Source organism: Geodermatophilus sp. SYSU D00697, assembly GCF_054050175.1.
In genome coordinates, this window is the sequence record NZ_JBJGYV010000042.1 from 1 (window position 1) to 21712 (window position 21712).

The following is a 21712-nucleotide window of genomic DNA, read 5'->3' on the forward strand; positions in this document are numbered from 1 at the left end:
CCCGAGTCGCTCAGCGGCTACTCGCGCTCACCGCCGCCATCTGGCACAACCGGGCCACCGGCCAGCCAGTCACCCGCTCCCTGATCGCCTATGACCACTGACCGGACTTCGGACTTACTCGTCTAGGCGCCCATGGGTCGTCCTCCACACATCCCGTGAGCCGTGTGCGCATGTGACGCGTCATCCTTCGGACGCAGCGACGTGGGAGTCCTCCCACGTCGCACGATCAGGTGGTCGGTCGGCCCACGGGCCGGACCCCACTGCCAGCGCCGGGTTCCGGCACGGGTTCGGCCTATGCCACGGCCCCGCACCACCCCCCGCTGCCGCTCGCCTGGCGCGGCGTCACCCCCTCGCGCGCTCGGCGCGCCGTCGCACGTCCGCAGGACGTGCGCACCTTCCCGTCCCCTGCGACCGGCCCACACAGCGATGCCGGCTGGGGTGACGTCCCGCTGGGCCCGGCTCCACGGTTGCCGCCGTCACCGGCCGGTCACCTCACTGTCGCGGATCGGTCGCGGATCGGTCGCGGGACCTGGTCCGGGGCCCCTCGTCACCCGCCATGACCGGATGATCGCGTGGCGGCCCGGTGATCAGGTGTCAGGCAGGTAGCCGAACGGACGTCGCGGGATCCCCCAGCAGTACCGTGGCGGCGCGGTCCCCGGCCGCGAGGCGGAGGTACGTGGCCGCCGTCAGCACCGTCGAACGGTTCGTCGGCGCCGAGTCGAAGTAGCGCAGGACGTTGGCGTGTGCCTGTCGCAGTTCACCGATGTGCTTCCAGGACCGGCGCAGGGCGAGACCGATCGGCTCACCGGCGCAGAAGCCGTCGTAGACCGTCCTCGTGATGCTGTCGGTCAGGCGGGTCGGCAACCACGGGAAGCGGATGGTCCAGTCGAAGGTCGGCTCAACGTGGCCGACGAAGGCACGCAGCGGCTGCTCCGCGCCGAGCAGAGCGGTCGGCAGCGGGGACACCAGCGATCCGAGGTCGGCGACGGCCCGGACGATGCGGGCGGCGTCGGTCTCCGGATCGAGCAGACCCTCGTACTCGCTGACACCACTGGCGCCCGCGGAGCAGCAGGCCTGGGCGTACCAGACCGCGCCGCTCGGCTGCCAGTCCGCCAACAGGGTCTGCACGTCGAGCGGAGCCCCGAACTGGTCGACAGGCGACCCCAGACCCGCTCGCATGGCTGCTGAGTCGTGCAGGGGCCCGGTCAATCCGTGGCTCGTGGTGACGACCACGGCGGGTCTGCGTTCTGCCAGGGCCGAGCGGAGCTTCGCAGAGCTGGCCGATCCCGGTTGGACGCCACCGTCGAGGAACAGCTGGTCCTGCATCTCGTCGTCACCCGCGAAGCACTGGGCGATGGGTGCGGCGATGGTGCGCCGCATGAGGGAGGAGATGTCCCCGGCCCCCCTGTCCACGGCCCACACCACCGGCGCCTCGTAGCGCGCTCCAGCGGGAGCGCCGTCGGAGACCAGCGCTGCCACGTGCCTCTCGAGGGCTGTCCCGGTGAGGTGCAGTCTTCCCACGCAACGGCTGGCACCGAGGGCGTACTGCAGTGCCCACGGCAGGACGTCCGGGCCCCCTCCGAGGAGCAGGTAGCCGGGCAGTGCGCCGGGTTGCGCTCCGTCTCTCGCGCCGGAGAGCGGGACGAGGGTCCCGTCTGCCTCGAACAGCGCGAGCACGCCGTAGTCCGACCGGTAACGCAAGACCTTGGCTCCGGGGCCGCGGCTGGCCAGGAGCCGGCGCAACGGCGGCTCGGCGTCCTCGGCACGGGCCTGTGCCCCGGTGTCGAGGTCCGGCCGGAACGGCAGCACCAGGGCCCAACCGACCCGTGGGTCCCGGAAGTCCCTGGGATCGGCCGCCGCTGCCGGCCGCATGAGACGGGGCACCGTCGGCTGTCGCTGGAGGGCGAACCGACCCGGCCTCCGCACGAACCGGCCGGCAACGGCTCGCTCCCCGTCCCAGGCGTCCAGTGCAACCGACTCGGGGAGCTCGGCGTCGGGTGGCAGGCCGTCGAGGTCCGGCTTCACGCCGCACCCGACTCGAGTCGCCGGATGTGTGCCATCAGGTCGTCGCGGTATCTCTCGGGGGCGTCCGCGCTGAGCCCCTCCAGCACCTCACGGAGCAACTCGAGTTTCGCGGCCACCACGGGATCGACCGCCGGAGGACCTGCCTGTGGGACGAGGGATCCGACCTCGGGTGCCCCCCGGCCACCGTCCGCGCCAGCGTCGTCGCCGGCCCGGGTGATCAGCAGCTCCTGTCCCCGCACGTACAGGACCGGCAGGGTCCACTGCTTCCGCTCTCCGGCGGCCAGGACGATGACCTTGCCGGCGTGCTCGGCGAGCCCTCGTCGGGGCTGGACGAGCAGCTTCGACCAGTCCAGCGTCGTCGGCGTCCCGCGCGGCAACGCGGCGAGCGCATCGAACAGCTGGGGATAGAAGTGGGAGCTGAAGAGCGTCGCGTCGGACGTCTCGATGGGCTCCCGCATTCCCACCACCGCGGGGAAGCCGCCCTCGCGGACGAGCTCCCGAGCCAGCGAGTGCGTCGCCTCCCTCTGCCGGGCTCGTGCCTCCCCAGCCGTCGCCGCTCCCCGGTCGTCGGTCACGGGCGCCGCGCCCAGGCACGAGTTGAGGACGACCAGCCACGGCCGTGTCTCGGGCTCGGTGAGATCGCGCACCTGCACCGGGTCGAGAGTGAGGCTGCTCTGCGTGGCACCGACCTCCCAATCGGTGGGGGTCGCGACCTCCAGGTGCGGCCCGCCCTCGGTGGAGCCGTGCGTGAAGAAGTGCAGGATCTGGGGCGTGAAGCCGGCCGAGCGCTCCTGGGCGAAGACCGTCCTGAGTTCCTCGGCACTGGCCGGGATGCCCTTGACGCCACGCAGCCACGGGATGCGTTCCCTCTCCAGGGCCTCCGCCAGTTCCGGTTCCCCGACGAAGACGAGCACCTCCACCGACAGCCCGGAGTCATCAACGGCGGCCCGCAGCCGCGCCCACTCGTCCTCCGCGGGGATGTCCAGGCAGGACAGGACGACCGCCATCTGCAGCGTCGACGGGAGCAGGCACTCGACCGGCCTGCTCTCCCTCGAGTCGACCCGACGGCCGACCGACCACCGGGCGTCCAGTCCGAGGAACCCGCCGTCAGGGACGTACAGGGTCTCCCACGGCAGAGCCTCGATCGTCTCGTCCCCGCGCAGCTCCAGGAGGACGGGGAACCGGTCCTCCACTCTGGCCAGCACCGCCTGCCCGAAGGCCTTCTCCACGTGCGGGTTGGTCGCCAGGCCCTTGAAGAGCAGCTCACCCGCCGCTCGTACCGAGTTGGCCTCGGGGACGGCCTCGGCGAGCTTGCGGAAGACGGCGTCCTGCGTGTCACAACCGAAGTCGTAGCCGGCCTGGTCCCCGATCACGGGGAACTCGAGGGACACGATGAGGGTCGTCCGACCTCGCCGGCGGCGGTTGTGGGCGACCCGGATGACGACGGGGGACATCATGACGACCGCCGACCTTCCCAGCCTGATCGGCCCGCTTGCCTCACGTGCTCCTCCAGCAGGTCGACGGCGAACCGCAGCGCCTCCATCGTGGCGTCCTGGCCCCGGCCGGGACCGCTCGTCGTGGACGCCCGAAGGTGCGCCTCGGCCTGTTCGAGCACGCGCGCCGTGGTGGCGACCCAGGTGGGCGTCACCTCGGAGCTGAGGGCCGCCCCGGTCGCGGCCGAGAGCACGGAGTTCCAGACCTGGTCGGTGGCCGCTGTTGCCGAGAGCTCGGGGTCCGGGTCGTACAGCAGAGCCGGGTCGATCCACAGGGCCGTGGCGAGGGAGTGCGGTGGCGGCGGTGGGGGGCGGTTCCAGACGAGCGAGAGCGCTGAGTTGAGCTCCCGGAACTCCGGGTCCGCGCCCGTCTCCTGCAGGACGACTGGACCGGGTCGGACGTCGGAGACCGCGTAGGCGAGGTCCCGGAGTCCTTCCGGTGAGAGGTTCTCCCTCGGCCCCGAGAAGCCGACCGACCAGGCTCCGAGGCCGACGAGCGCGGCCAGCAGCTCGGGGGTGCCGACGCAGCGGTAGCTGTCGTCGGTCGTCCGGGGGGTGCTGGCGAAGGACAGCACACCGTCATCGAGGACCACGTCGCCGTGGCAGTAGAAGTGCAGGTGGTCGATCGCCACGCCCACCAGACGGTCGTGCACCCAGGACAGCCACGGGTCTTCCACGGCGGCCCGGATCCGGCTGGCCGAGGTGTCGCGCGTCGGCCTCCCGCTGGGCGGGTCGTAGATCTGGACGTCGGGCCGCGAGCTGAGCTCCCCCCGGAGGAACTCCACGTGGATCTGGTTGGCGAAGACGTGCAGGGAGACCGGCCGATCGGACGCGGACGCGATCGCCTCGATCAGCCGCGGGAGGTCCCGCTCGAAGTCCCGGCGGTCCTCCTCACCGATCGAGCTGGCCACGAGTGCGACTTGCAGCCCCGGCGACGAGGTGTCGCGCGGCGGCAGGGTCAGGGACGGCAGGCGCAGCACGGGCACGCTCAGCCGCGCCAGCAGGCGTTCCCACGGCAGCATGCGCAGCATCTCCGCGGTGGCCGGCAGATCGAGCCAGAGCGGCTGCCCGTCGAGAGCGGTGAAGAGGGGGGCGGAGAGCACCTCCGGCGGCAGCCTGAAGTCGGCCAGCCCCTCGCGCTCGGGGGACACGTCTGTGGAGCCCGCCGCCGGCGGCCGGACACGGGCGAGCACGGTCGGCTCATCACTGCCGCGCCACACCTCGAAGACCGCCGCCGGGCCGAGGGTCCCGTCGTCCAGTCGACGCCCACGCCGGTCGAGGTCCACGCGCAGCACCGTGAGGTCGTACTGGGCGCTCAGCTGCACGTCCATGTCAGGACTTCCCGAGCACCTGGTCCATCAGCATCCACCAGGTCGCCGGGTTGTTGATGTCCGAGTGGCTGCTGATGACCGTCGACGCCTCTACGCCGACGACACGCGCACCCGCCGGGGAACCGTAGCGTTCACCCGGTGACTCGGCCGGGAGGTGGACGACCTCCGGGCCGTCCGAGGGTCCGAAACCGCCCATCGCGCTGTACCGGCTCGGCGGCGCCCCGGCGATCTGCACCTCCCCCAGATCACTCGCCCGCCGGACCGCCAGGTGGAAGAACGTGGTCAGCGGCTCGTCGTGCCGCGAGAAGGTGGCCCGGATCGGTTGGACCGAGCGGCCCAGCGCCGGCCGGTATCCACCCGGTCCCCCCAGGCCCGGGACGTCCCTGGCGAAGGCCAGATGGCTCATGGCCGGCTGGAGGAGCAGGGCCGACTCCACCGGTCGCGCCCGATCCGACACCCTGCACAGGGCGGACATGACGACCTTGCAGCCGTAGGAGTGACCCACCAGGTGCACCGGGGCGGTCGTCGCCGCCAGCACGTCCTCGAGGAGTCGGCTGACGCCCCGGGCTCCGACGCGGCCGGCTCGGTCCTTCATCAGGAGCACCGTCGCGGCACGGATGATGTTCCGCGGCGTGAGCCGGTCCAGCAGCCCCGCCGGCGCCGGGCCGGCCGCAGCCGTCGTCACGGAGACCGCGTCCGGCCCCGCGGCGAAGGGACCGGGCGGCACCTCCCCGGCCGGAGTCCCCTGGGGTGCACCGCCGGCGAATTGCCCGGCGTCAGCGGCCAGGCCCTCCACGCGCTGCCACAGCGTCACCAACTCGTCGGCCCGGAGGTCCGGGTGGGAGAGCAGCTCGTCGACGTCCCCGGCGTCCCCCGGTCGGCCGCCCCACACCGGCGTCAGCACGTCGGCCAGTTCCAGTGCCGCTCCGGTGGTGATGCCCGGGGACTGTGCCAGCTCGTAGAAGCGCTCACGCCGGGCGGGGGTCACCTGGCCGGCCACGGTCGTCAGCTCGGCCAGCCTCATCCCGTCCTCGTCCGTGGTCGGGTCGCCGCCGGCGATGACCGGCGCTCTGTCCTGCTCCCTCACCAGCACGGCGCTGGGCCAGAAGATGCCGGCGAGGACTGGGCGGAACCGCCCGGGCACGGGGTGTGCGGCCCTCGTTCGCGCGAACCCCTCGATGAACCGCGTGTACTTGTCGATCGCGCTCGGCCAGTCGTTGTTCCAGCCGTGACTGAAGACGAAGACGTGGGAGGGCTCTCCGGTCGCGACCCGTTCTACCAGCGCGGCGCAGGTCCGTGGACCCGAGCACACCCCCTCCTCGTCGAACGGGACGATGAACAAGGGAGCGGACCCGCCCTCAGGCAGGCTCACCTGCCGGTATGGGCCGACGATCGCGTGGTTCGGTGGAGTCACGGTGTTCCTCGGGACAACGGTGCGGCACAGGTGGGGCCCGGCGGGGCGATGGTCCCCGGCCGCGCCGGAGAGTGATGGTCCCCAGGGTCTGTCACGGGATCGTCACGGCCACGTCACCCTGCCGCGAGCCACCCGGCCGCACGCGAGCCATCTCTCCGCCGTCCTCGGGTGCATCGGTGACGTCCCGATGACAGCGCGGTGACGGCGTGAGGGGATCCTGCAGGCACAAGCGCAGGTCGGCCCCGCTTGGACGGATGCCACAGCCACCGTCCTGACTCCCCCGGCACGTTCCGCCGGTGATCGGACGGCAGCCCGGCCGGCTACGTCGAGGTGGACGTGTCGAAGGAGGTGCCGAGGTGCCGAAGCGGAGCGCCGAGCACCTGTGCCGGACACCGGACCTGCCCTCGGAGCTGTTCCGGCACTGGGTCCACTCCCGGGAGGAGGACGAGGCGGACCTGCAGGTCTTCCGCCCGCCCCACTTCGGCTTCCCGCCGAGCTTCGGCCGGGAGGGGTTCGAGATGCGGCCCGACGGCGAGTTCGTCCAGGACGACGTGGGCCCTGCGGACGGCATCGTCCAGACACGCGGCCGCTGGACCCTGGAGGGCTCCGGTCGCGTGGTGGTCCGGTTCGGCGGAAAGCGACCGGACCACGCGTTCACGTTGGTCGACGTCAGCGACGAACGCCTGGAGATCCGCACGGCGCCCGCGCGGTCCAGCTACCCCAGCGCCGCCTGCGCCGATGCGGCGCAGTTGGCGCCCTTCGAGTCGGCGCCTCCGGCCAGCGCCTTCCGCCTCATCGACTACGTGCGTGCAGACGTGGTGACGCTGGAGAGCTTCCCGCCGCAGTACGTCCTCCGCGTTGTCGGCACGAAACCGTACGCGAACATGGACGTCCGGCTCGTCCCTCTGGTGTACGTCCGACGACCCGACTACTGGGGGATCGAGGTCGTCGGTGCCCTCCACGGGATCGCCCTCCCCGCGGAACGGTCCTACGAGGTGTCCCTGCTGGTCACCTCCTTCCTCGGGGACGCGGGCGTCGAGGTCACCGGCGCGACGCGGCAGCAGAAGTTCGACATCGAGCCGCTCGAGGGGTGAGTGAAGATGACGACGAGCCTGACGACCGAGACGACGGCCACCTGGCAGTTCGCCCAGCGGGATCGCATCCGCGCCTTCCGCGCCGGGGACCACGTCCTGATCCTCGCCGAGGGTCATCTGCCCAGTCCCGGCCACGAGGTGGACATCGTGCCGAGCCCGCTGCGGATCTTCCCGCAGCAGTTCAACCTGCTCAGCCGGGCACTGCCCGGCATCTGGACCACGGTCGTTGCCCCCTTCCGGTATGCGGAGGTCGTCCGGTTCCCCGCCGACCAACCCACCGTGACGGTGCACCATGCCGACGGCCAGGACCGGGTGGACATCGAGGAGTGCGGTGCGGACCTCGCGCAGTTCGCCGCGGTCGTCTCCGGCCGGCCGGGACAGCTGGCCCCGTCCGGAGCGGTCGAGGCCACCGGGATGTCACCCCACCTCAGCTTCGACGAGGCCTTCGCCGACGCCCTCGGGAACCTGCCACCGGACACCCCGTCGCGGCCCGATGCGCTCAGCCGCGTCCAGGTGGTCGAGACGGGCGGCCTGTTCGGGGGCATCGCCGGCTTCCACCACCTCTACGTCCGCGTCCGGCGCACCGGCGGATGAGGACAGCGGACGACCGTGTGCCGCAGGCACAGGAGCGGTTGATGCCGTGACGCACCCGACTGGAGCCCAGCCATGAACCGTCCCGACCTACGCACACAGTCGTCACCCGAAGCCCTCCGTGCGGCGCTGACCGCGCGGAGGGACGAACTCCGCGGTGCGGGTCATGTCCACCCACCGGCCCAGGAGTCCGTACGCCGGCTGGAGCACCGCGGTCACGAGATCGTGGTGCGGACGAGCTACTCCATCTCCGTCGACGGGCGGCCGTTCGACGCCCGGCCCAGTGTCAACAACGCGGGTCTCGTGCATTACCACGGCCTACCGACACAGGACTTCCCCTCCGTCATGGATCTCGTGACCAGGGCGATCGACACCTACCCCGACGACTTCCCCGGCGAGGCTCCTGCTCCCGCGTCCCCCCACGGCTCGCACACGGGCAGGGCACGGCCATGACCGCCGTCCGCCGCAACGTGCTGGCACCCGAGGGAGGGCTGGAGCAGTTCGTCGAGGGGGTGCTCGCGCTGAAGGCCGAGCAGCTGGGACCGACCACCGCGGACTTCGGCCTGCCGGGGCCACCCTCGGGAGTGTCCACCTACGACTTGTTCGTCCTCTGGCACCACTTGGCTATGATGCGGCTGACGCCACCGGACCAGTTGGACCGCAACAGCGCCCACAGCGGGCCGGTCTTCCTGCCCTGGCACCGGCTGATGTTGACGCTCTTCGAGCTCCAGGTGCAGCGGCTGGTCGACGACGACTTCGGGCTGCCCTACTGGGACTGGTCTGCCCCCGGTGAGGACGAGACCTCGGCACTGTGGACGGACGCCGGGATCGGCGGGAGCGGCACGCCGGTGGACGACGGCCCCTTCCGCGCCGACGTGTTCCGGGTCCGCCTCGAGTCCGACCCGCTGGCCGGGCTGCGCCAGACCGACCGAGGGCTGCGTCGTGCGATCCAGCGCAACGCCCGCGTGCCGGACCTGCCCTCCCCCGACCAGGTGCGGTCCCTGCTCGACGATGAGAAGGCCTACGACGCGGAGCCGTGGGACAGCAGCGCCGAGGGCATGCGCAACCGCCTGGAAGGCTGGTTGCCACCCCTGCAGATGCACAACCGTGTGCACGTGTGGATCGGCGGCGACATGGAGAGGGCGACCTCACCCAACGACCCCGTCTTCTACCTGAACCACTGCAACGTGGATCGGATCTGGGAGTCGTGGCAGGTGCGCCAGGGACGCGTCTACGAGCCGTCGCAGGATGAGGGGACCGACCTCGAGGGGCACCGGATCGACGACCCGATGTACGCCATCCTCACCGAGCAGTCCATCACCCCCGCCGACGTGCTCGACCTGTCCTCGCTCTACACCTACGACGTGCTCCCCTGACGTCGGACACTACGAACGCAGGAAGGCCCCTACCACGATCTCGTCGCAGACGAGTTCCTGGCCATCGATGAGCCCCCGGCCGCGCACCAGCAGACCCCGGACGTCGACGGACGACGGGCCGAGCGCCGGGCCGGGATTGGGCAGGATCGCCCCGCTGGGGGCGACCGATCCCCCGACCATGTCCACCCGCACGCCGATCCCGAACGCCTGGTAGCTGACCTCCGCCTGGTGCCGGTCCGGCCCGCCGTCGGACTGCGCACGCAGAGCGGGCGCGGCACCCGGCAGCAGGCCCTGGAACACGACCTCGACGGTGAGTGAGGACGCGGTTGCGGCGACCCAACCGAAGGACTGGAAGAGACCGATGAACCCTCCGCGCCGCGCCCAGCGCTCGGCGTAGATCTTCCCTCCGACCGAGCTGTAGACCAAGGCGTCGGTCTTCCAGCCGGCGAGCACGAGGCGGGCCTGTCGGTCCGCCGTGTAGGCGTGGGTTTCTGGCATGGCGGTGCTCCGATCCGGTGCTCTGGACGAGTGCGGGTCGGCTCGGCGTGCTCAGGCCGGACGCGGCCGACCCGCTGACCCGCCGGACCGACAGTCGGCTCCCCGGCGTGCTGGCCCATGTGGCCTCGGAAGTCGCGGAGCGGGATGTCCCTGGCCGGCGCCCGCCAGATGTCCCGCGAGCTGTACCAGGCGATGGACGCTCTCCAGCCCAGTCTGCTGATCGGCCATCGCCCTGTACTCGTCGCGCGCTGCCCGCGAGTCGGAGACCCGCTGCGCGACGAGGGGTCACCACCGTGGTGAGCAGCCTGCTCCCCGCGTGGCCGATGTCGGCGGCGACGTCCATCGCCGGCTCCACGCAGCCGATGGCGGTGCCCACGGTTTCCTCGACGCGGGGGAACAGGATCCGTGCCTCGTCGACAGGGTCCTGACCGGCCGCGACGACGGCGAGGGTGCGGTAGGCCTCGGCCACACCCAACAGGTCCGCTCGGGCCTCGGAGAGCTCGCGGGCCTGGACCGGCACCGCCTGGGCCGTCGGATCGCCGACCTGCAGGCGGGCGGCCTCGAGGAAGAGGGTGGCCGGGGACTGGCCTCCGGCCACCTCCTCGGGGCCGATCAGCAGATCCACGGCCTCCTGCTCGCTGCCCTCAAGCAGGGAGGTGGTGCCGTCCCGAGCGAGGACGACGTCCTCCTGGCTGGTGTCCGCCGAGAGGTGCAACCCCCGATCGGCCAGCTCTCCGTTCGGGCCGTCGTCGACACCGGCCCTGACCAGCGGCCCGGGCCTCGGCACGACCGGCGACCGGCCCAGCGATCGTGACGACACCTCGGCGGACTCGCGGACGTCGCTGACGTCATGGGGAGGCTGCCAGCAGGCGGCCGGGAACCGGTCCCGGTGACCGATACCCCGCACGAGCTGCCCCAGCGTGTCCTCGAGCTCCAGGTGCGCGCCGACTGCGTCCTGCCAGCGCCCGGCGCTGAGCAGGCAGTTGGCCGACTCGGCGCTCCGTCCGGCTGCCAGCAGCTCAGCGTGCAGCTCCGTGGCCTCCGGGATCGCCACGCGCGTCCGGGAGACCTGCCTCGCGTGGGCGAGATCCCGGGTGTCTGCAGCGGTCATGCCCGGTCCCATCAGCGGAGGACGACCGGCTCGAGAGGGCGAACGGGCTCTCGACGGACCGCCCCGCTCGTCGTCCCACCCGTGACGTCAGTGCCGTTCGATGCCCGTGGACGGGAGCCCCCGATCGCGCTGCCCAGGCCATGCGGCCGAAGCTAGGGCGGGCCCGTCACGGCGCCGTCACAGCTGCGTCATGGCCGGTGGTCGTGGCTCGCCGCCGTGCGCCCACCGGTGGACGTCGGGACGAGTGACACCGCGGTGACGCAGAGGTGACGCGTCCGGTCCTACGGTCCTCGCCGAGTGACGTGCGCAGCCTTGGGGGTGAGCCGTGCAGGGTGAGCAGTCGCCGTGCTGGCGAGGTCGCGGGGCCTCCCCCGGGCGGGTGACGGGGAGGGCGCGCGTCCTGCGCGACGGCAGCGATCTCGGGCCCGCTGCGGGCGACGACGTCCTCGTCGCGCGGCACGCCACGCCGGCACTGCTGCCGGCTCTCCTCCGGGCCCGGGCGGTCGTCTGCGAGACCGGCGGCCTGTTCTCGCACATGGCGGTGCTCGCCCGCGAGCTCGACAAGCCGTGCGTCGTGGGGTGCAGCGGGATCGTCGATGCCGTCCAGGGCGGCACGCTCCTCGACGTGGACGGCACCGCGGGAACGGTGCGCAGCGCCACGGCGTCACCCCGCGCCGCGTCGGCGGCAGGCGACAGGGAGCCGGACGGCTGGGTGCGCGTGCTCCAGTTCGGCCGGTTCACGCCGACTTTCCGGCGGGTCGACGACACCGTCGTCCTGGACACCGTGGTACGCATCTCCGCCCTGCTCTCCGTACCAGCCGCCTTCGGGCTCGGCAACCCCCTGACCGCATCGGTGGCCGACGGCGTCGTCCTGGTGGAGGCCCGCGCGCTGGAGCGCCTGGTCTCCGCGCTGTCCACCGCCATCGAGCGAGGCGAGATCGCGCCGTCGGCGCTGCTGGCGCGATACGACCGGGGCCTCGCGTGGCCGGGCTGGACCAGCCAGGCCCTCCTGCTGCCGTGCATCGACTCCGCCGTGCACCAGTACGTGCAGCTGAACCAGCTCACGTGGGCGGCGGCGCTGGTCAGGGAGCGGATCGGGCAGCGCTACGAGGCTCTCCTCGACGCCCGCGTCCCGTCGCTCGGGGCCGAGGACCGCCGTGCGCTGTTCCTCGACACCCTGACCGGACCGGGCAGTTCCTACATCGTCGACACCTGGACCAGACCCGGGGGGACCCCCACCCCGTGGTCGGCCCCCCTCGACCTCCCCGAGCGTGACCGCCACGGCGCGGTCGCCGGCCTCCTGTCCCGGGAGTCGCGTGCGCGGCGCGCGACCGCACTGACCCGGGTGCGTGACCTCCTCCCCCCGGACGCGGTGGAGGAGGTCACCACCTGGCTGGCCCGCATCGACAGCCTGGTCGCCCTGACTGAGCGCAAGAACACCGACCTCACCCGTTGCGGCCTGGCCCTGTTCGGACCCCGGACAGCCGGTGCCGCGGCCGCCGCGCTCGGGCTGGGACCAGCCGACGTGGCCGCCCTGGGCCCGGGCGGGGACCCGGAGGCGCTGTGGTCGGCGGTCACCCGTGTGCTCGACCGACTGGTCGACCCCTGCGGCCGCCCCGCCACAGCCGCCGTGGGAGGGCCAGCCTGACGCCAGCCCAGACCCCAGTGCGGCAGCACTCCCAGCCACGGGCGCGACGAGCGACGAGAGGGGCCCCGATGCCGACGTCCACGCGGATGGCCGTGATCGAGAACTTCGGCACGTGCAACATGCGCTGCACCTACTGCTTCCCCGAGCACATGTGGCAGCGCGAGGGCCACCACGGGGTGATCAGCCAGGACACCTACGTCGCGGCACTGCACCAGGTCTTCTCCAGCACATCGGCGGACTCCGTCGACCTGCACCTGGCCGGCGGGGAGCCCCTACTGGCCGGGCAGGCGTGGCTGGCGGACGCGTTCACCACGGCCCGGGACGTGGCGTCCGCCTACCGCAGACGCGTCACCTTCTCCCTGCAGACCAACGCCACGATGGTCACCGAGGAGCTCGCGGCGTTCCTCGCCGCGAACGGGGTGACGGTAGGCGTCAGCCTCGATGGTGACCGCGTGATCAACGAGGCTGTCCGCGGGTCCACCGACCGGACCCTGGCCGGGTTCGCGCGCCTCCGTGAGGCCTACGGCGGCCGCTCCCCTGGGGTCATCGTGACGGTCACTCGGTGCAATGCCCGGCGGATGCCGGAGGTCATCGCCTACCTCGACAACCTCGACGTCGTGCTGTTCCGCGCCAACCAGATGGGCGCGACCGCGTCGTGGAACGAGCACGCCGCGCCGCGAGCCGAGGAGTGGGCGGCCGCGAAGCAGGCCATCGCCGGCGACCTGGCCCAGCGGCGCGGACGGCTGATGGAGTTCAACCTCGCGCAGGCAGTCACGAAGATGGTCACCGCCCTGCTCCACGACGCTCCAGCGTTCCAGGTGCAGCAGGGTTGCTGCGCCCTGCGATGCCCGGCCGGCCGCGAGCTGGTGTACTTCGACCGTCAGGGCAACGCCTATCCGTGCCCCCGGGCGAACGTGACGCCGTCGGCACGCATCGGACACGTCTCCGACCTGGACTTCGAGCTCAGGTGGGAGGATGCGGCCCGCGCCCTCGACCTGGCGATGCAGGCCCCGCAGGAGTGCCGCGCCTGCCCGGCCCAGGTCGTCTGCGACTACGGCTGTCACGCCTTCAACCAGGCACGAGGGAACTTCTTCGAGGTCAACTGCGACGCGACGAAGGACTACTACCGCTACCTGAGGTCCCATCTGGAAGAGACCGCCCGGCTGTTCCTGCTGGTCTCCTGGCGGGAGCAGCAGAAGGCGCACGGCAGGTACGAGGCCGTCCGCGCCGGGATCGACCTGCCCGAGGCGGCCGTCATCGAGCTGGCGACCGAGCTGGACCGCCGGCTCGATGAGCGCGCCGCCGCGCCCGGCATCGACCCGGAGGTGCTGGACCGTCGATACGGGTGGCGGCGCACGGAGGTGCCCCTCGCGGTGCTCGACCGACCTCGCGTCGACGGGCGCCGCTCCCGCCGGACTCGAGCCGAGGGGAGGTGACGCACACACCGTTCCGGCACCACATGACCGGACCGGACGCGTCGTCGTGCCGGTCACGAGCAGAGGAGATGCGGATGTCTTCCACGAACATCGCACTGAACTTCCCCGACGACCAGGCCCGCGAGGACTTCGAGATCGCGTTCCGGGGCTGGCTCAAGCAGTACCAGCAGCAGGCGGGTGTCAGCCGGGCGTTGATCGGCGGTTCCCGTCCCGGCGGCGGAGGCGGCGGCGGTCAGGGCAGTACTGGCGGACTGACCGGCGGAGGGGCTGGGGCCCACTCGTACGGCGGTGGTGGCGGCCAAGGCCAGGGCCAGGAGGCAGGGCTGCTCAGCCTCGGTAGCGGCTCGTACGGCGGGGGAACCGTCAAGGACCTCTACCTCAACCTCATCGGCGGCTGGTAACGGGTGCGACGGCCGGGCCGGGATGCACCCCGGCCCGGCTCTCCGACGGTCTTCCCGGAACAGGAGGCGCCATGACCCGCGAGATCGACCGGCGGGACTTCAGGACGAGCCGGGTCAGCGACGAGCGGACGGCAGAGCTGGCCGAACGGGCCTCCACCGCGGCCGGTGAGGGGGGGCTGCTGGGTGTCTCGCTGCCCACGCCCACGGTGGCTCGGGTGGACGCCACGACCGGCAATGCCGCCCTCATCACCTTCGACCGGCCTCGAGGGCCACGCCGGGATGGGGGCGAAGTACCGGCCGCCGGTCCGACGGGCGGGCTCACCGGCCCGCCGGGGTCGGTCGACCTGGTCCAGCGAGCGCTCGAGGCCGTGCAGATCCTGAGCCCCGCCCTGGGCCTCGAGCCGGGCCAACCCGCGGAGTTCACGCCGGACCCCAACGTCCAGCGGAGTTCGAGCGGGGCGTCCGCCGTCCACCTCGCCCAGCGCTACAAGGGGCTTCCCATCTTCCAGGCCGCCAGCGCGGTCCGCTTCGCAGCCGACGGCCAGCTCCACGCCGTCGTGGGGACCACCGTGTCGGTGGCACGGGACCTGGCGACGACGCCGACGCTCTCAGTCGAGGAGGCCGTTCGGCGGGTCGTCGAGCACCTGACCGCCGACGACGAGGGCCTCGGCCCGCAGACGGACGAGTACGGACAGCAGTTCACACCACCCCGGCTGGACCCGACCGATTTCAGGCCGACGGTCCTCGCCCGCCTGCCCAACGACCTCGAGCGGGTCACCCTCCTGGAGTCCGGGCCCTTCGGGCAGCCGATCCGTGGCGGGCTCACCTGGTTCGCGTTGTCGGCCGACGAGCTCCGGCTGTGCTGGGAGGTCATCGCGACCTTCCCCGGCGGGGCGGCGCAGTACCGGGTCCTGGTGGACGCCGGCGACGGCGAGGTGCTCTACAGCCACGACGCCGTCCGATCGGTCCGCGCCCGGGCCGAGGTGTTCTCGCCGGACGGCGGGCGGCAGCGGATGGCCGCTGACCTCCCCCTGGGGCTGGACCGGTTCGGCCTGCCGGTGCGGACCGGTCTCCCGGCCGGGTTCCCTCGGGACTGGGTGGACGGCGACACCACTGCGGGGGAGAGCGCCGCCGCGTTCGACAGTGACTCGCAGGCCATGCTGCGGGCGACCGGCCGCTCCGACGGTGCGGTGGCCTTCGTGCCAGCGGACGCCGGCGGGCACGAACAGGCGATCCTCAACGCCTTCTTCTTCGCGTCCATGCTGCACGACTTCTTCTACCTCCTCGGCTTCCGGGAGGAGGGTGGGGCGTTCCAGCAGACCTCGCACAGCGGCGTGGTGGGAGGTGCGCCCAGCGACCGGGTGGAAGTGCGGGTGTACCCCCACCCGATCCCCCGGACCGCGAGCATGTTCACCCCGGTCGACGGCATCAGCCCGGTGATGAAACTCGGCACCGTCGACGCCACCGGCCGCTCCACCGCGCTCGACCTCACCGTCGTCGCGCACGAGTACATGCACGGCGTCACCAACCGCCTCGTCGGTGGCCCGCTGGACACCCGGGCGCTCGAGGCGCCGCAGAGCCGCGGGATGGGTGAGGGCTGGGGTGACTACGTCGCCTGCACTCTCGTCGGCGCCACGACGGTGGGGTCGTGGTTGGTGGGCAAGCCGGGCGGTATCCGGCAGTTCCGGTACGACGAGACCTTCCCCGTGCAGACCGAGCACTTCGGCATGGTGGGCAGCGGCCGGTACGTCGCCGAGCACGCGATCGGTGAGCTGTGGTGCGCCACGCTCGTGGACCTCAACCGGGAGATCGGCGACGCGCTGGCCCTCCAGCTGGTCGTCGACGCGCTGAAGCTCTCGCCACCGAACCCCGGCTTCCTCGACATGCGCGACGCCATCCTGGAGAGCCTGGACTTCGCGGAGGAGGCCGGTCAGCTGTCCGCAGCGACGGCCGCCGACGCCCGCGCCCGCGCGTGGATGGTGTTCGCGCGGCACGGCATGGGACCGAACGCCACCAGCAACGGCGCCTCCCTGGACGGGGTCAGCCCGGACTTCCACGCTCCGGCGGCACTGCAGACTCCGGTCACCGGCACGGGTGGCACCACGGTGCGTGCGGCGACAGCCGCCGGCGCCGTCGTGGACGTGCCCGACGCCGGCCCCCCGTTGAGCAGCCCGCTGGAGATCTCCGCCACCGGTCGCGTCGATACCGTGCGCGTCGCGGTCGACATCGAGCACCCCGCGGTGGACGACCTGCGTGTGGAGCTCGTGGCGCCCGACGGCACCCGGGTCCGGCTGCACGACCAGCAGCCCGGACCGGCCGACCTGGTCACCGAGTACACCTCCGCGACCTCCCCGACCCTGGCGGCGCTGCAGGGCAAGCCGTCGCGGGGCACGTGGGTCCTCGAGGTGACCGATCTGGTGCGCAAGGACCGCGGGCGCCTGCGGAGCTGGCAGTTGACCCTCGACCTCGCCACAGCGACAGCCCCGGGCCTGGTGGCAGAGGTCACCGGCCCCCTGTCCGTGCCGGACAGCCCGGCGCCCGGACTGGTGAGCTCGCAGACACTGGACGCGCCCGGCACGGTGGGAGCGCTGCAGGTCGAGGTCGACGTCGGCCATCCCGTACCCGCGGACCTCGTGCTGCGCCTCCTGGCCCCCTCCGGTCGCTCGGTGGTCCTGCACGACCGGCGCGACACAGGACGTCCGGGCGTCAGCGGCACGTTCGATCAGTCCTCCCTCCCGACGCTGTCCACGCTGCGCGGCGATCGGATCGCCGGGACCTGGCGGCTGGAGGTGACCGACGTCGAGCGCAAGGACGTCGGTGTCCTCAACCGGTGGGCACTGCGCATCGATCCGGCACCGCTGGACGAGGGCTCGGGCCTCGAGGCTGGCGCCTCCGGCGGAGAGGTGTCCGCTCGGGACCGGGAGGTGTCGGTGCGCCTGGTCTTCCCCGATGCCGACGAGGCCGACGACTTCGTGATCGCCTTCCGAGGGTGGCTGCACGACTACCGGGCGCGCGCGCTCCTCCGGTCGGCGCTGGCGCGCAGCTACGGCGAGGCGCAGGGGTTCATCGGCGGCACACAGGACCTCGGCACCTCGCGCTGGGAGCTCACGCCCTACTACTTGAACCTCGTCGCCGGCTGGTGACCGAGGCACCGCCCGGTCGAGAGGACGACCCGTTGGCCCGACAAGTCGACCTGCGCGAGGGCGCCGGAAACCTGGCGACCCCCGAGCGACGAGCGGAGCTGCGGGAACTCGCGCGGCTGGTCGCCACCCGCCTGCCCGGGGACCGTACCGTCACCATCGCGCGGTACGACGCGCTGACGGGCAACCCCGCCCTGGTCCGCGTGTCCGGAGCCGACCCCGCGGCCGGCACCGTCCAGGGCTCGCAGGTGCAGCGGGCCCTGAACCACCTCCGCACCCTCGCCCCCGTGCTGGGGCTCTCCCTGGCCCAGGCGGAGTGGATGGCTCAGGAGCCGACCAGGACGAGCAGCGGCGCCAGTGCGGTGCACCTCCAGCAGGTGTTCCTGGGGATCCCGGTCTTCGGGGCGGCGGTGACCGTCCGCTTCGCCCGCGACGGCACACCGGGAGACGTGACCGGACGCACCGCGAGCGTCCCCGCCGAGATGCCGACGGTCAACCCCCGGGTCTCCGTGCACGAGGTGTTCGCAACCGCGGTGCGTCACCTGGACGACACCGCCACGGACGGCGGCACGGACGGCTTCGGGCAACCCCTGCCCGGACCGAGCGGCGACCTCGCCCAGCTCCTCGACGCCACCCCCGAGGTCGTGGCGCACGTCAACGACCGCCCCGACCGGGGTGTCGTGCTCCAGGTCCCCGGACGCTCCGGCGCGGCGATCGCCACGCTCGTCTGGTTCCCGATCGGCACCAACTGGCATCTGGGCTGGTCGCTGCTGCTGGCGCCGCAGCTGGACGGCGAGGGCTCCCAACTGGTCGTCGATGCCACCGACGGCACCGTTCTGTACTGCTCTGGCGCGGCGACGAGGTCATAGCCGGAGGAGAGTCGACAGAGGAGGCGCAGTGACCGATCCCGTCGAGCGCATCGTCATCGTGGGCGGTGGGACCGCCGGCTGGCTGTCCGCGCTGTTCCTGTCCCGCGCCCTGAACTCCGGCCCGTTGGCGACCTGCTCGATCACCCTGGTCGAGTCCTCCGACATCGGGACCATCGGCGTCGGGGAGGCCACGCTGCCGAGCCTCAAGAACACCCTCGCGTTCTGCGGCCTCGACGAGGCCGACTGGATGCGGGAGTGCAACGCGAGCTTCAAGCTGGCGATCAAGTTCGTGGACTGGGCGCCCCGGCGTGGATCCTTCTGGCACCCGTTCGGTCCGCAGCCCTCGATCGGCGGCCTCCCGCTCTCCCACCACTGGCTGCGCCGGCGGCTGCGCGGCTGGCCGACGTCCTACGCTGAGGCCTGCTTCCCCGCCGTGGCGCTGTGCCGGACGCTGACCGCGCCGAAGGCCGCCGGGCTGCTCTCCCCGAGGGCAGAACCGGACGGTGACGGCGGGATGGCCTACCGCGGTGAGGTGGACTACGCCTACCACGTCGACGCCGGGCTGCTGGCGGACTACCTCAAGCGCGTGGCCCGTGGTCGCGGCGTCCGACACGTCGTCGACCGGGTGACCGAGGTGGTCCGGCGGGCCGACGGCGGTGTCGACGCCGTGCGGACCGAGTCGTCCGGTGATCTGCCGGGCGACCTCTTCCTGGACTGTTCCGGATTCGCCGGGCTGCTCATCAACAAGACCCTGCACGAGCCGTTCGTGCCGTTCGGAGACGTCCTGCTGTGTGACAGTGCCATCGCCATGCCGGTGCCCACCGACGACGCCCGCGACGACATCGAGCCGTACACCACCTCCACGGCCTTGCAGGCCGGGTGGGCCTGGCGGACGCCGCTGTACGGCCGCAGCGGCAACGGATACGTGTACTCCAGTGCCTTCCTCTCCCCCGAGGAGGCCGAACGAGAGTTCCGCGACCACCTCGGCCGGGCGGCCGACGGGCGCCCGGCCCGCCACCTGCGGATGCGTGTGGGACGCACCCGTAACGCCTGGGTGGAGAACTGCGTGGGCATCGGCCTGTCCAGTGGCTTCATCGAGCCCCTGGAGTCGACCGGCATCTGGTTCATCGAGCTCGCCCTCTACAACCTCATGTGGCACTTCCCGGGCAAGCGACCCGAGCCTGCTGTCGTCGCGCACTTCAACGACGTGATGCGCCGCAACTACGAGCAGGTCCGGGACTTCCTCGTCCTGCACTACTGCCTCACCCCGCGCGAGGACACCGCGTTCTGGCGGGCCAACCGGGCCACCGTGCCACCGGAGTCGCTGGGGAGGGGGCTCGAGTTGTGGCAGGCGACCCTCCCGGCCTACGACCGCCTCGTCGACCCCGGGCTGTTCAAGGACCTGTCGTTCGTCAGCATCCTCGACGGGATGGGCCGGCTCCCCCGCACCGAGTTCCCCCTGCTACACCACCGGGGTGACGCGGAGGCCGACGAGACCTTCGCGGCGCTGCGGGACCGGGGTGAGCACCTGAGCAGGTCGCTGCCGCACCATTACGACTACCTGGCCCGCCTGCACGGCCGCGTCCCGGCCGCCCGGGTATGACGACGGCGCGGATCGACGTCCCGCGGCCAAGGGTGTTCCGGCTCGGTGTCGCGGCCATCGTCGCGGGCGTGCTGCTGCACGTCCCCGACCTCGTCGACATGGTGGCACCCGCCAGGCGAGCGGCCGCGATGCCGGACGAGATGGCAGACACGGGCCTCTCGGTGACGATGGCCCTCGGCATGGCGCTGCTGCCGGTCGGCCTGACGCTGGCCGCCTGGGGTCTCCTCTCCCGCCGAACCGCTGGCCACGGCGGGGACTGCTCCTGGCACTGCCGGGCGTTGGACCGGGCCACCCTCTCCCGAGGGCACATGGCCCTCCTCGTGGTGCTCGAGCTGGCCCTCGTCATCGACGTCATGAAGCCCGCCACGCTCGGATTCGTCCTGCCCGGCCTGAGGGAGGAGTACGGCCTCGACCGGGGGGCGGCGGCTCTCCTGCCGATGGTGGCCCTCATCGGGACGACGATCGGTTCCCTGCTGTGGGGAACGGTGAGCGACCGCATCGGCCGCCGGGCCGCCATCCTCCTCGCGACGCTCTTCTTCATCGGCACGGCGGTCTGCGGTGCCATGCCGGTGTACCCGCTGAACCTGCTGATGTGCTTCCTCATGGGTGCATCCGCAGGAGGGATGCTGCCGATCGTCTACGCCCTGCTGGCGGAGTCGGTGCCGGCACGACACCGCAGCTGGCTGGTCGTGCTGCATGGTGGGCTCGGCACGGTCGGCGGGTACCTCGCGGCCAGTGGCGTCGCGACCCTGCTGGAACCGCGGTTCGGCTGGCGCGTGCTGTGGTTCGTTGGCCTGCCCACCGGTGTGGTGCTCTTGCTCCTCAACCGGTGGGTGCCCGAATCCCCCCGCTTCCTCCTGCAGCAGGGCCGGTTGGAGGAGGCCGAGCAGGTCATGCGCCGGTACGGGGTGGTGGCAGACCGCCGACCGGAACCGATCGACCCGCGCGCCCACGCAGGTGCCGTCACGAACGATGGTGCGGGGAGAGACGAAGTACCGCGGGCGGGCGGCCCAGCCCGGCCGGGCATCACGGCGCTGGTGCGCCCTCCCCTACGCGTGCACACGGCGACGGTGGTCCTCTTCGGCCTGGCCTGGGGACTGGTGAACTGGGGCTTCGTGACCTTCCTGCCCGTGATGTTGCAGGAGAGCGGAACCGGGGTCGCGCGGTCGAGTCGCCTGCTGTTCGTCTCTGCGCTCCTGGCCGTTCCCGCGACCGTCCTGGTGGCCTGGCTGTACGGACGCTGGAGCGGGTGGCGGACGATGGTGGTCACCGCCGCGGGGACCGCAGCCGCGCTCCTGGGGATCGCCGTGTCCGGTGCCCGGGACGGCGCGGGGCTGGCCGCGCTGGTCGTCGTGCTGCTGGCGTGCAGCGGCGGGGTGATCGCCACCCTCTCCCCGTACGCCGCGGAGATCTACCCCACGGAGCTGCGCGGACGGGCCAGCGGCGTCGCCGCCGGCAGCAGCAAGGCCGGCGGGATCCTCGCACCTCCCCTGGTCCTGGCCGTCCTGGCGCTGGCACCCAGCATGTCCGCCGTTGCCGTCGTCACCGCTGTGCCCACGGTGCTGGCCGCGTGGGCGCTGGTGCGGACAGGCGTCGAGACACGGGGTCGGTCGCTGGAGGACCTCGCCGCACGCCCGTCGGAGGTGCCCGAGCGCACCGGCGACCGGACCTAGTAGCGCGCC

General features: G+C 72.2%; 16 protein-coding genes and 1 pseudogene. 12 read left to right on the top strand and 5 right to left on the bottom strand.

Features of this window, described 5'->3' with window-relative positions:
• A pseudogene (locus ACI79C_RS23285) lies at positions 1-101 on the top strand (IS982 family transposase); the annotation flags it as partial.
• A gap of 493 nt (positions 102-594) precedes the next feature.
• On the opposite strand, the gene ACI79C_RS23290 reads toward ACI79C_RS23285, so the two are convergent.
• From ACI79C_RS23290 to ACI79C_RS23305, 4 genes are all read right to left on the bottom strand, one after another.
• Positions 595-1872: a hypothetical protein gene (locus ACI79C_RS23290; protein WP_456948072.1), complete on the bottom strand. Its 1278-nt coding sequence runs from the start codon at positions 1870-1872 to the stop codon at positions 595-597.
• Between the two features lie 149 nt (positions 1873-2021).
• Entirely contained in the window at positions 2022-3482 is a 1461-nt protein-coding gene (locus ACI79C_RS23295; RefSeq protein WP_456948073.1) for a CHAT domain-containing protein, read from the bottom strand.
• Positions 3479-4849: a hypothetical protein gene (locus ACI79C_RS23300; protein WP_456948074.1), complete on the bottom strand. Its 1371-nt coding sequence runs from the start codon at positions 4847-4849 to the stop codon at positions 3479-3481. Before ACI79C_RS23300 ends, ACI79C_RS23295 begins: the two co-directional genes overlap by 4 nt.
• Position 4850: 1 nt before the next feature.
• Positions 4851-6221: a hypothetical protein gene (locus tag ACI79C_RS23305; protein WP_456948075.1), complete on the bottom strand. Its 1371-nt coding sequence runs from the start codon at positions 6219-6221 to the stop codon at positions 4851-4853.
• Positions 6222-6619: 398 nt separating this feature from the next.
• Here ACI79C_RS23305 and ACI79C_RS23310 point away from each other — a divergent pair, with 398 nt between their 5' ends.
• From ACI79C_RS23310 to ACI79C_RS23320, 3 genes are all read left to right on the top strand, one after another.
• Positions 6620-7357 carry a hypothetical protein gene (locus tag ACI79C_RS23310; RefSeq protein ID WP_456948076.1) on the top strand — a complete coding sequence of 246 codons (738 nt, stop codon included), beginning with the start codon at positions 6620-6622 and terminating at the stop codon, positions 7355-7357.
• A 6-nt stretch (positions 7358-7363) separates the two neighbouring features.
• Positions 7364-7951, top strand: a complete 588-nt coding sequence (locus ACI79C_RS23315) for a hypothetical protein (protein WP_456948077.1) — start codon at positions 7364-7366, stop codon at positions 7949-7951.
• A gap of 446 nt (positions 7952-8397) precedes the next feature.
• Positions 8398-9324: a tyrosinase family protein gene (locus ACI79C_RS23320; protein WP_456948078.1), complete on the top strand. Its 927-nt coding sequence runs from the start codon at positions 8398-8400 to the stop codon at positions 9322-9324.
• Positions 9325-9333: 9 nt separating this feature from the next.
• Here the strand turns inward: ACI79C_RS23320 and ACI79C_RS23325 are convergent, their stop codons facing one another.
• Positions 9334-9822, bottom strand: coding sequence for a hypothetical protein (locus ACI79C_RS23325; protein ID WP_456948079.1), 489 nt, complete (start codon positions 9820-9822; stop codon positions 9334-9336).
• Positions 9823-10138: 316 nt separating this feature from the next.
• Between ACI79C_RS23325 and ACI79C_RS23330 the strand changes: the two genes are divergently transcribed.
• From ACI79C_RS23330 to ACI79C_RS23365, 8 genes are all read left to right on the top strand, one after another.
• Entirely contained in the window at positions 10139-10636 is a 498-nt protein-coding gene (locus ACI79C_RS23330; RefSeq protein WP_456948080.1) for a hypothetical protein, read from the top strand.
• 676 nt (positions 10637-11312) lie between these two features.
• Entirely contained in the window at positions 11313-12581 is a 1269-nt protein-coding gene (locus tag ACI79C_RS23335) for a PEP-utilizing enzyme (RefSeq protein ID WP_456948081.1), read from the top strand.
• A gap of 68 nt (positions 12582-12649) precedes the next feature.
• Positions 12650-14017, top strand: a complete 1368-nt coding sequence (locus ACI79C_RS23340) for a radical SAM protein (protein ID WP_456948082.1) — start codon at positions 12650-12652, stop codon at positions 14015-14017.
• Positions 14018-14091: 74 nt separating this feature from the next.
• Positions 14092-14418 carry a hypothetical protein gene (locus tag ACI79C_RS23345; protein WP_456948083.1) on the top strand — a complete coding sequence of 109 codons (327 nt, stop codon included), beginning with the start codon at positions 14092-14094 and terminating at the stop codon, positions 14416-14418.
• Positions 14419-14489: 71 nt separating this feature from the next.
• A complete protein-coding gene (locus tag ACI79C_RS23350) occupies positions 14490-17561 on the top strand; it encodes a M36 family metallopeptidase (protein WP_456948084.1) in 3072 nt (1023 codons plus the stop codon).
• A gap of 32 nt (positions 17562-17593) precedes the next feature.
• On the top strand, positions 17594-18427 hold the full coding sequence (locus ACI79C_RS23355; protein WP_456948085.1) for a hypothetical protein: 834 nt from the start codon (positions 17594-17596) through the stop codon (positions 18425-18427).
• Between the two features lie 28 nt (positions 18428-18455).
• Positions 18456-20030: a tryptophan halogenase family protein gene (locus tag ACI79C_RS23360; RefSeq protein WP_456948086.1), complete on the top strand. Its 1575-nt coding sequence runs from the start codon at positions 18456-18458 to the stop codon at positions 20028-20030.
• The gene (locus tag ACI79C_RS23365) at positions 20027-21703 is read left to right on the top strand and encodes an MFS transporter (protein ID WP_456948087.1); all 1677 of its coding nucleotides are present in this window, start codon (positions 20027-20029) and stop codon (positions 21701-21703) included. The genes ACI79C_RS23360 and ACI79C_RS23365 overlap by 4 nt, the downstream gene beginning before the upstream one ends.
• Positions 21704-21712: the final 9 nt, after the last annotated feature.

What these genes read in the sequence shown, in the direction of transcription:
- ACI79C_RS23290 (WP_456948072.1), bottom strand. Translation starts at nt 1,872, where the DNA reads ATGCGGCCGGCAGCGGCGGCCGATCCCAGGGACTTCCGGGACCCACGG.
- ACI79C_RS23295 (WP_456948073.1), bottom strand. Translation starts at nt 3,482, where the DNA reads ATGATGTCCCCCGTCGTCATCCGGGTCGCCCACAACCGCCGCCGGCGA.
- ACI79C_RS23300 (WP_456948074.1), bottom strand. Translation starts at nt 4,849, where the DNA reads ATGGACGTGCAGCTGAGCGCCCAGTACGACCTCACGGTGCTGCGCGTG.
- ACI79C_RS23315 (WP_456948077.1), top strand. Translation starts at nt 7,364, where the DNA reads ATGACGACGAGCCTGACGACCGAGACGACGGCCACCTGGCAGTTCGCC.
- ACI79C_RS23320 (WP_456948078.1), top strand. Translation starts at nt 8,398, where the DNA reads ATGACCGCCGTCCGCCGCAACGTGCTGGCACCCGAGGGAGGGCTGGAG.
- ACI79C_RS23325 (WP_456948079.1), bottom strand. Translation starts at nt 9,822, where the DNA reads ATGCCAGAAACCCACGCCTACACGGCGGACCGACAGGCCCGCCTCGTG.
- ACI79C_RS23340 (WP_456948082.1), top strand. Translation starts at nt 12,650, where the DNA reads ATGCCGACGTCCACGCGGATGGCCGTGATCGAGAACTTCGGCACGTGC.
- ACI79C_RS23345 (WP_456948083.1), top strand. Translation starts at nt 14,092, where the DNA reads ATGTCTTCCACGAACATCGCACTGAACTTCCCCGACGACCAGGCCCGC.
- ACI79C_RS23350 (WP_456948084.1), top strand. Translation starts at nt 14,490, where the DNA reads ATGACCCGCGAGATCGACCGGCGGGACTTCAGGACGAGCCGGGTCAGC.
- ACI79C_RS23365 (WP_456948087.1), top strand. Translation starts at nt 20,027, where the DNA reads ATGACGACGGCGCGGATCGACGTCCCGCGGCCAAGGGTGTTCCGGCTC.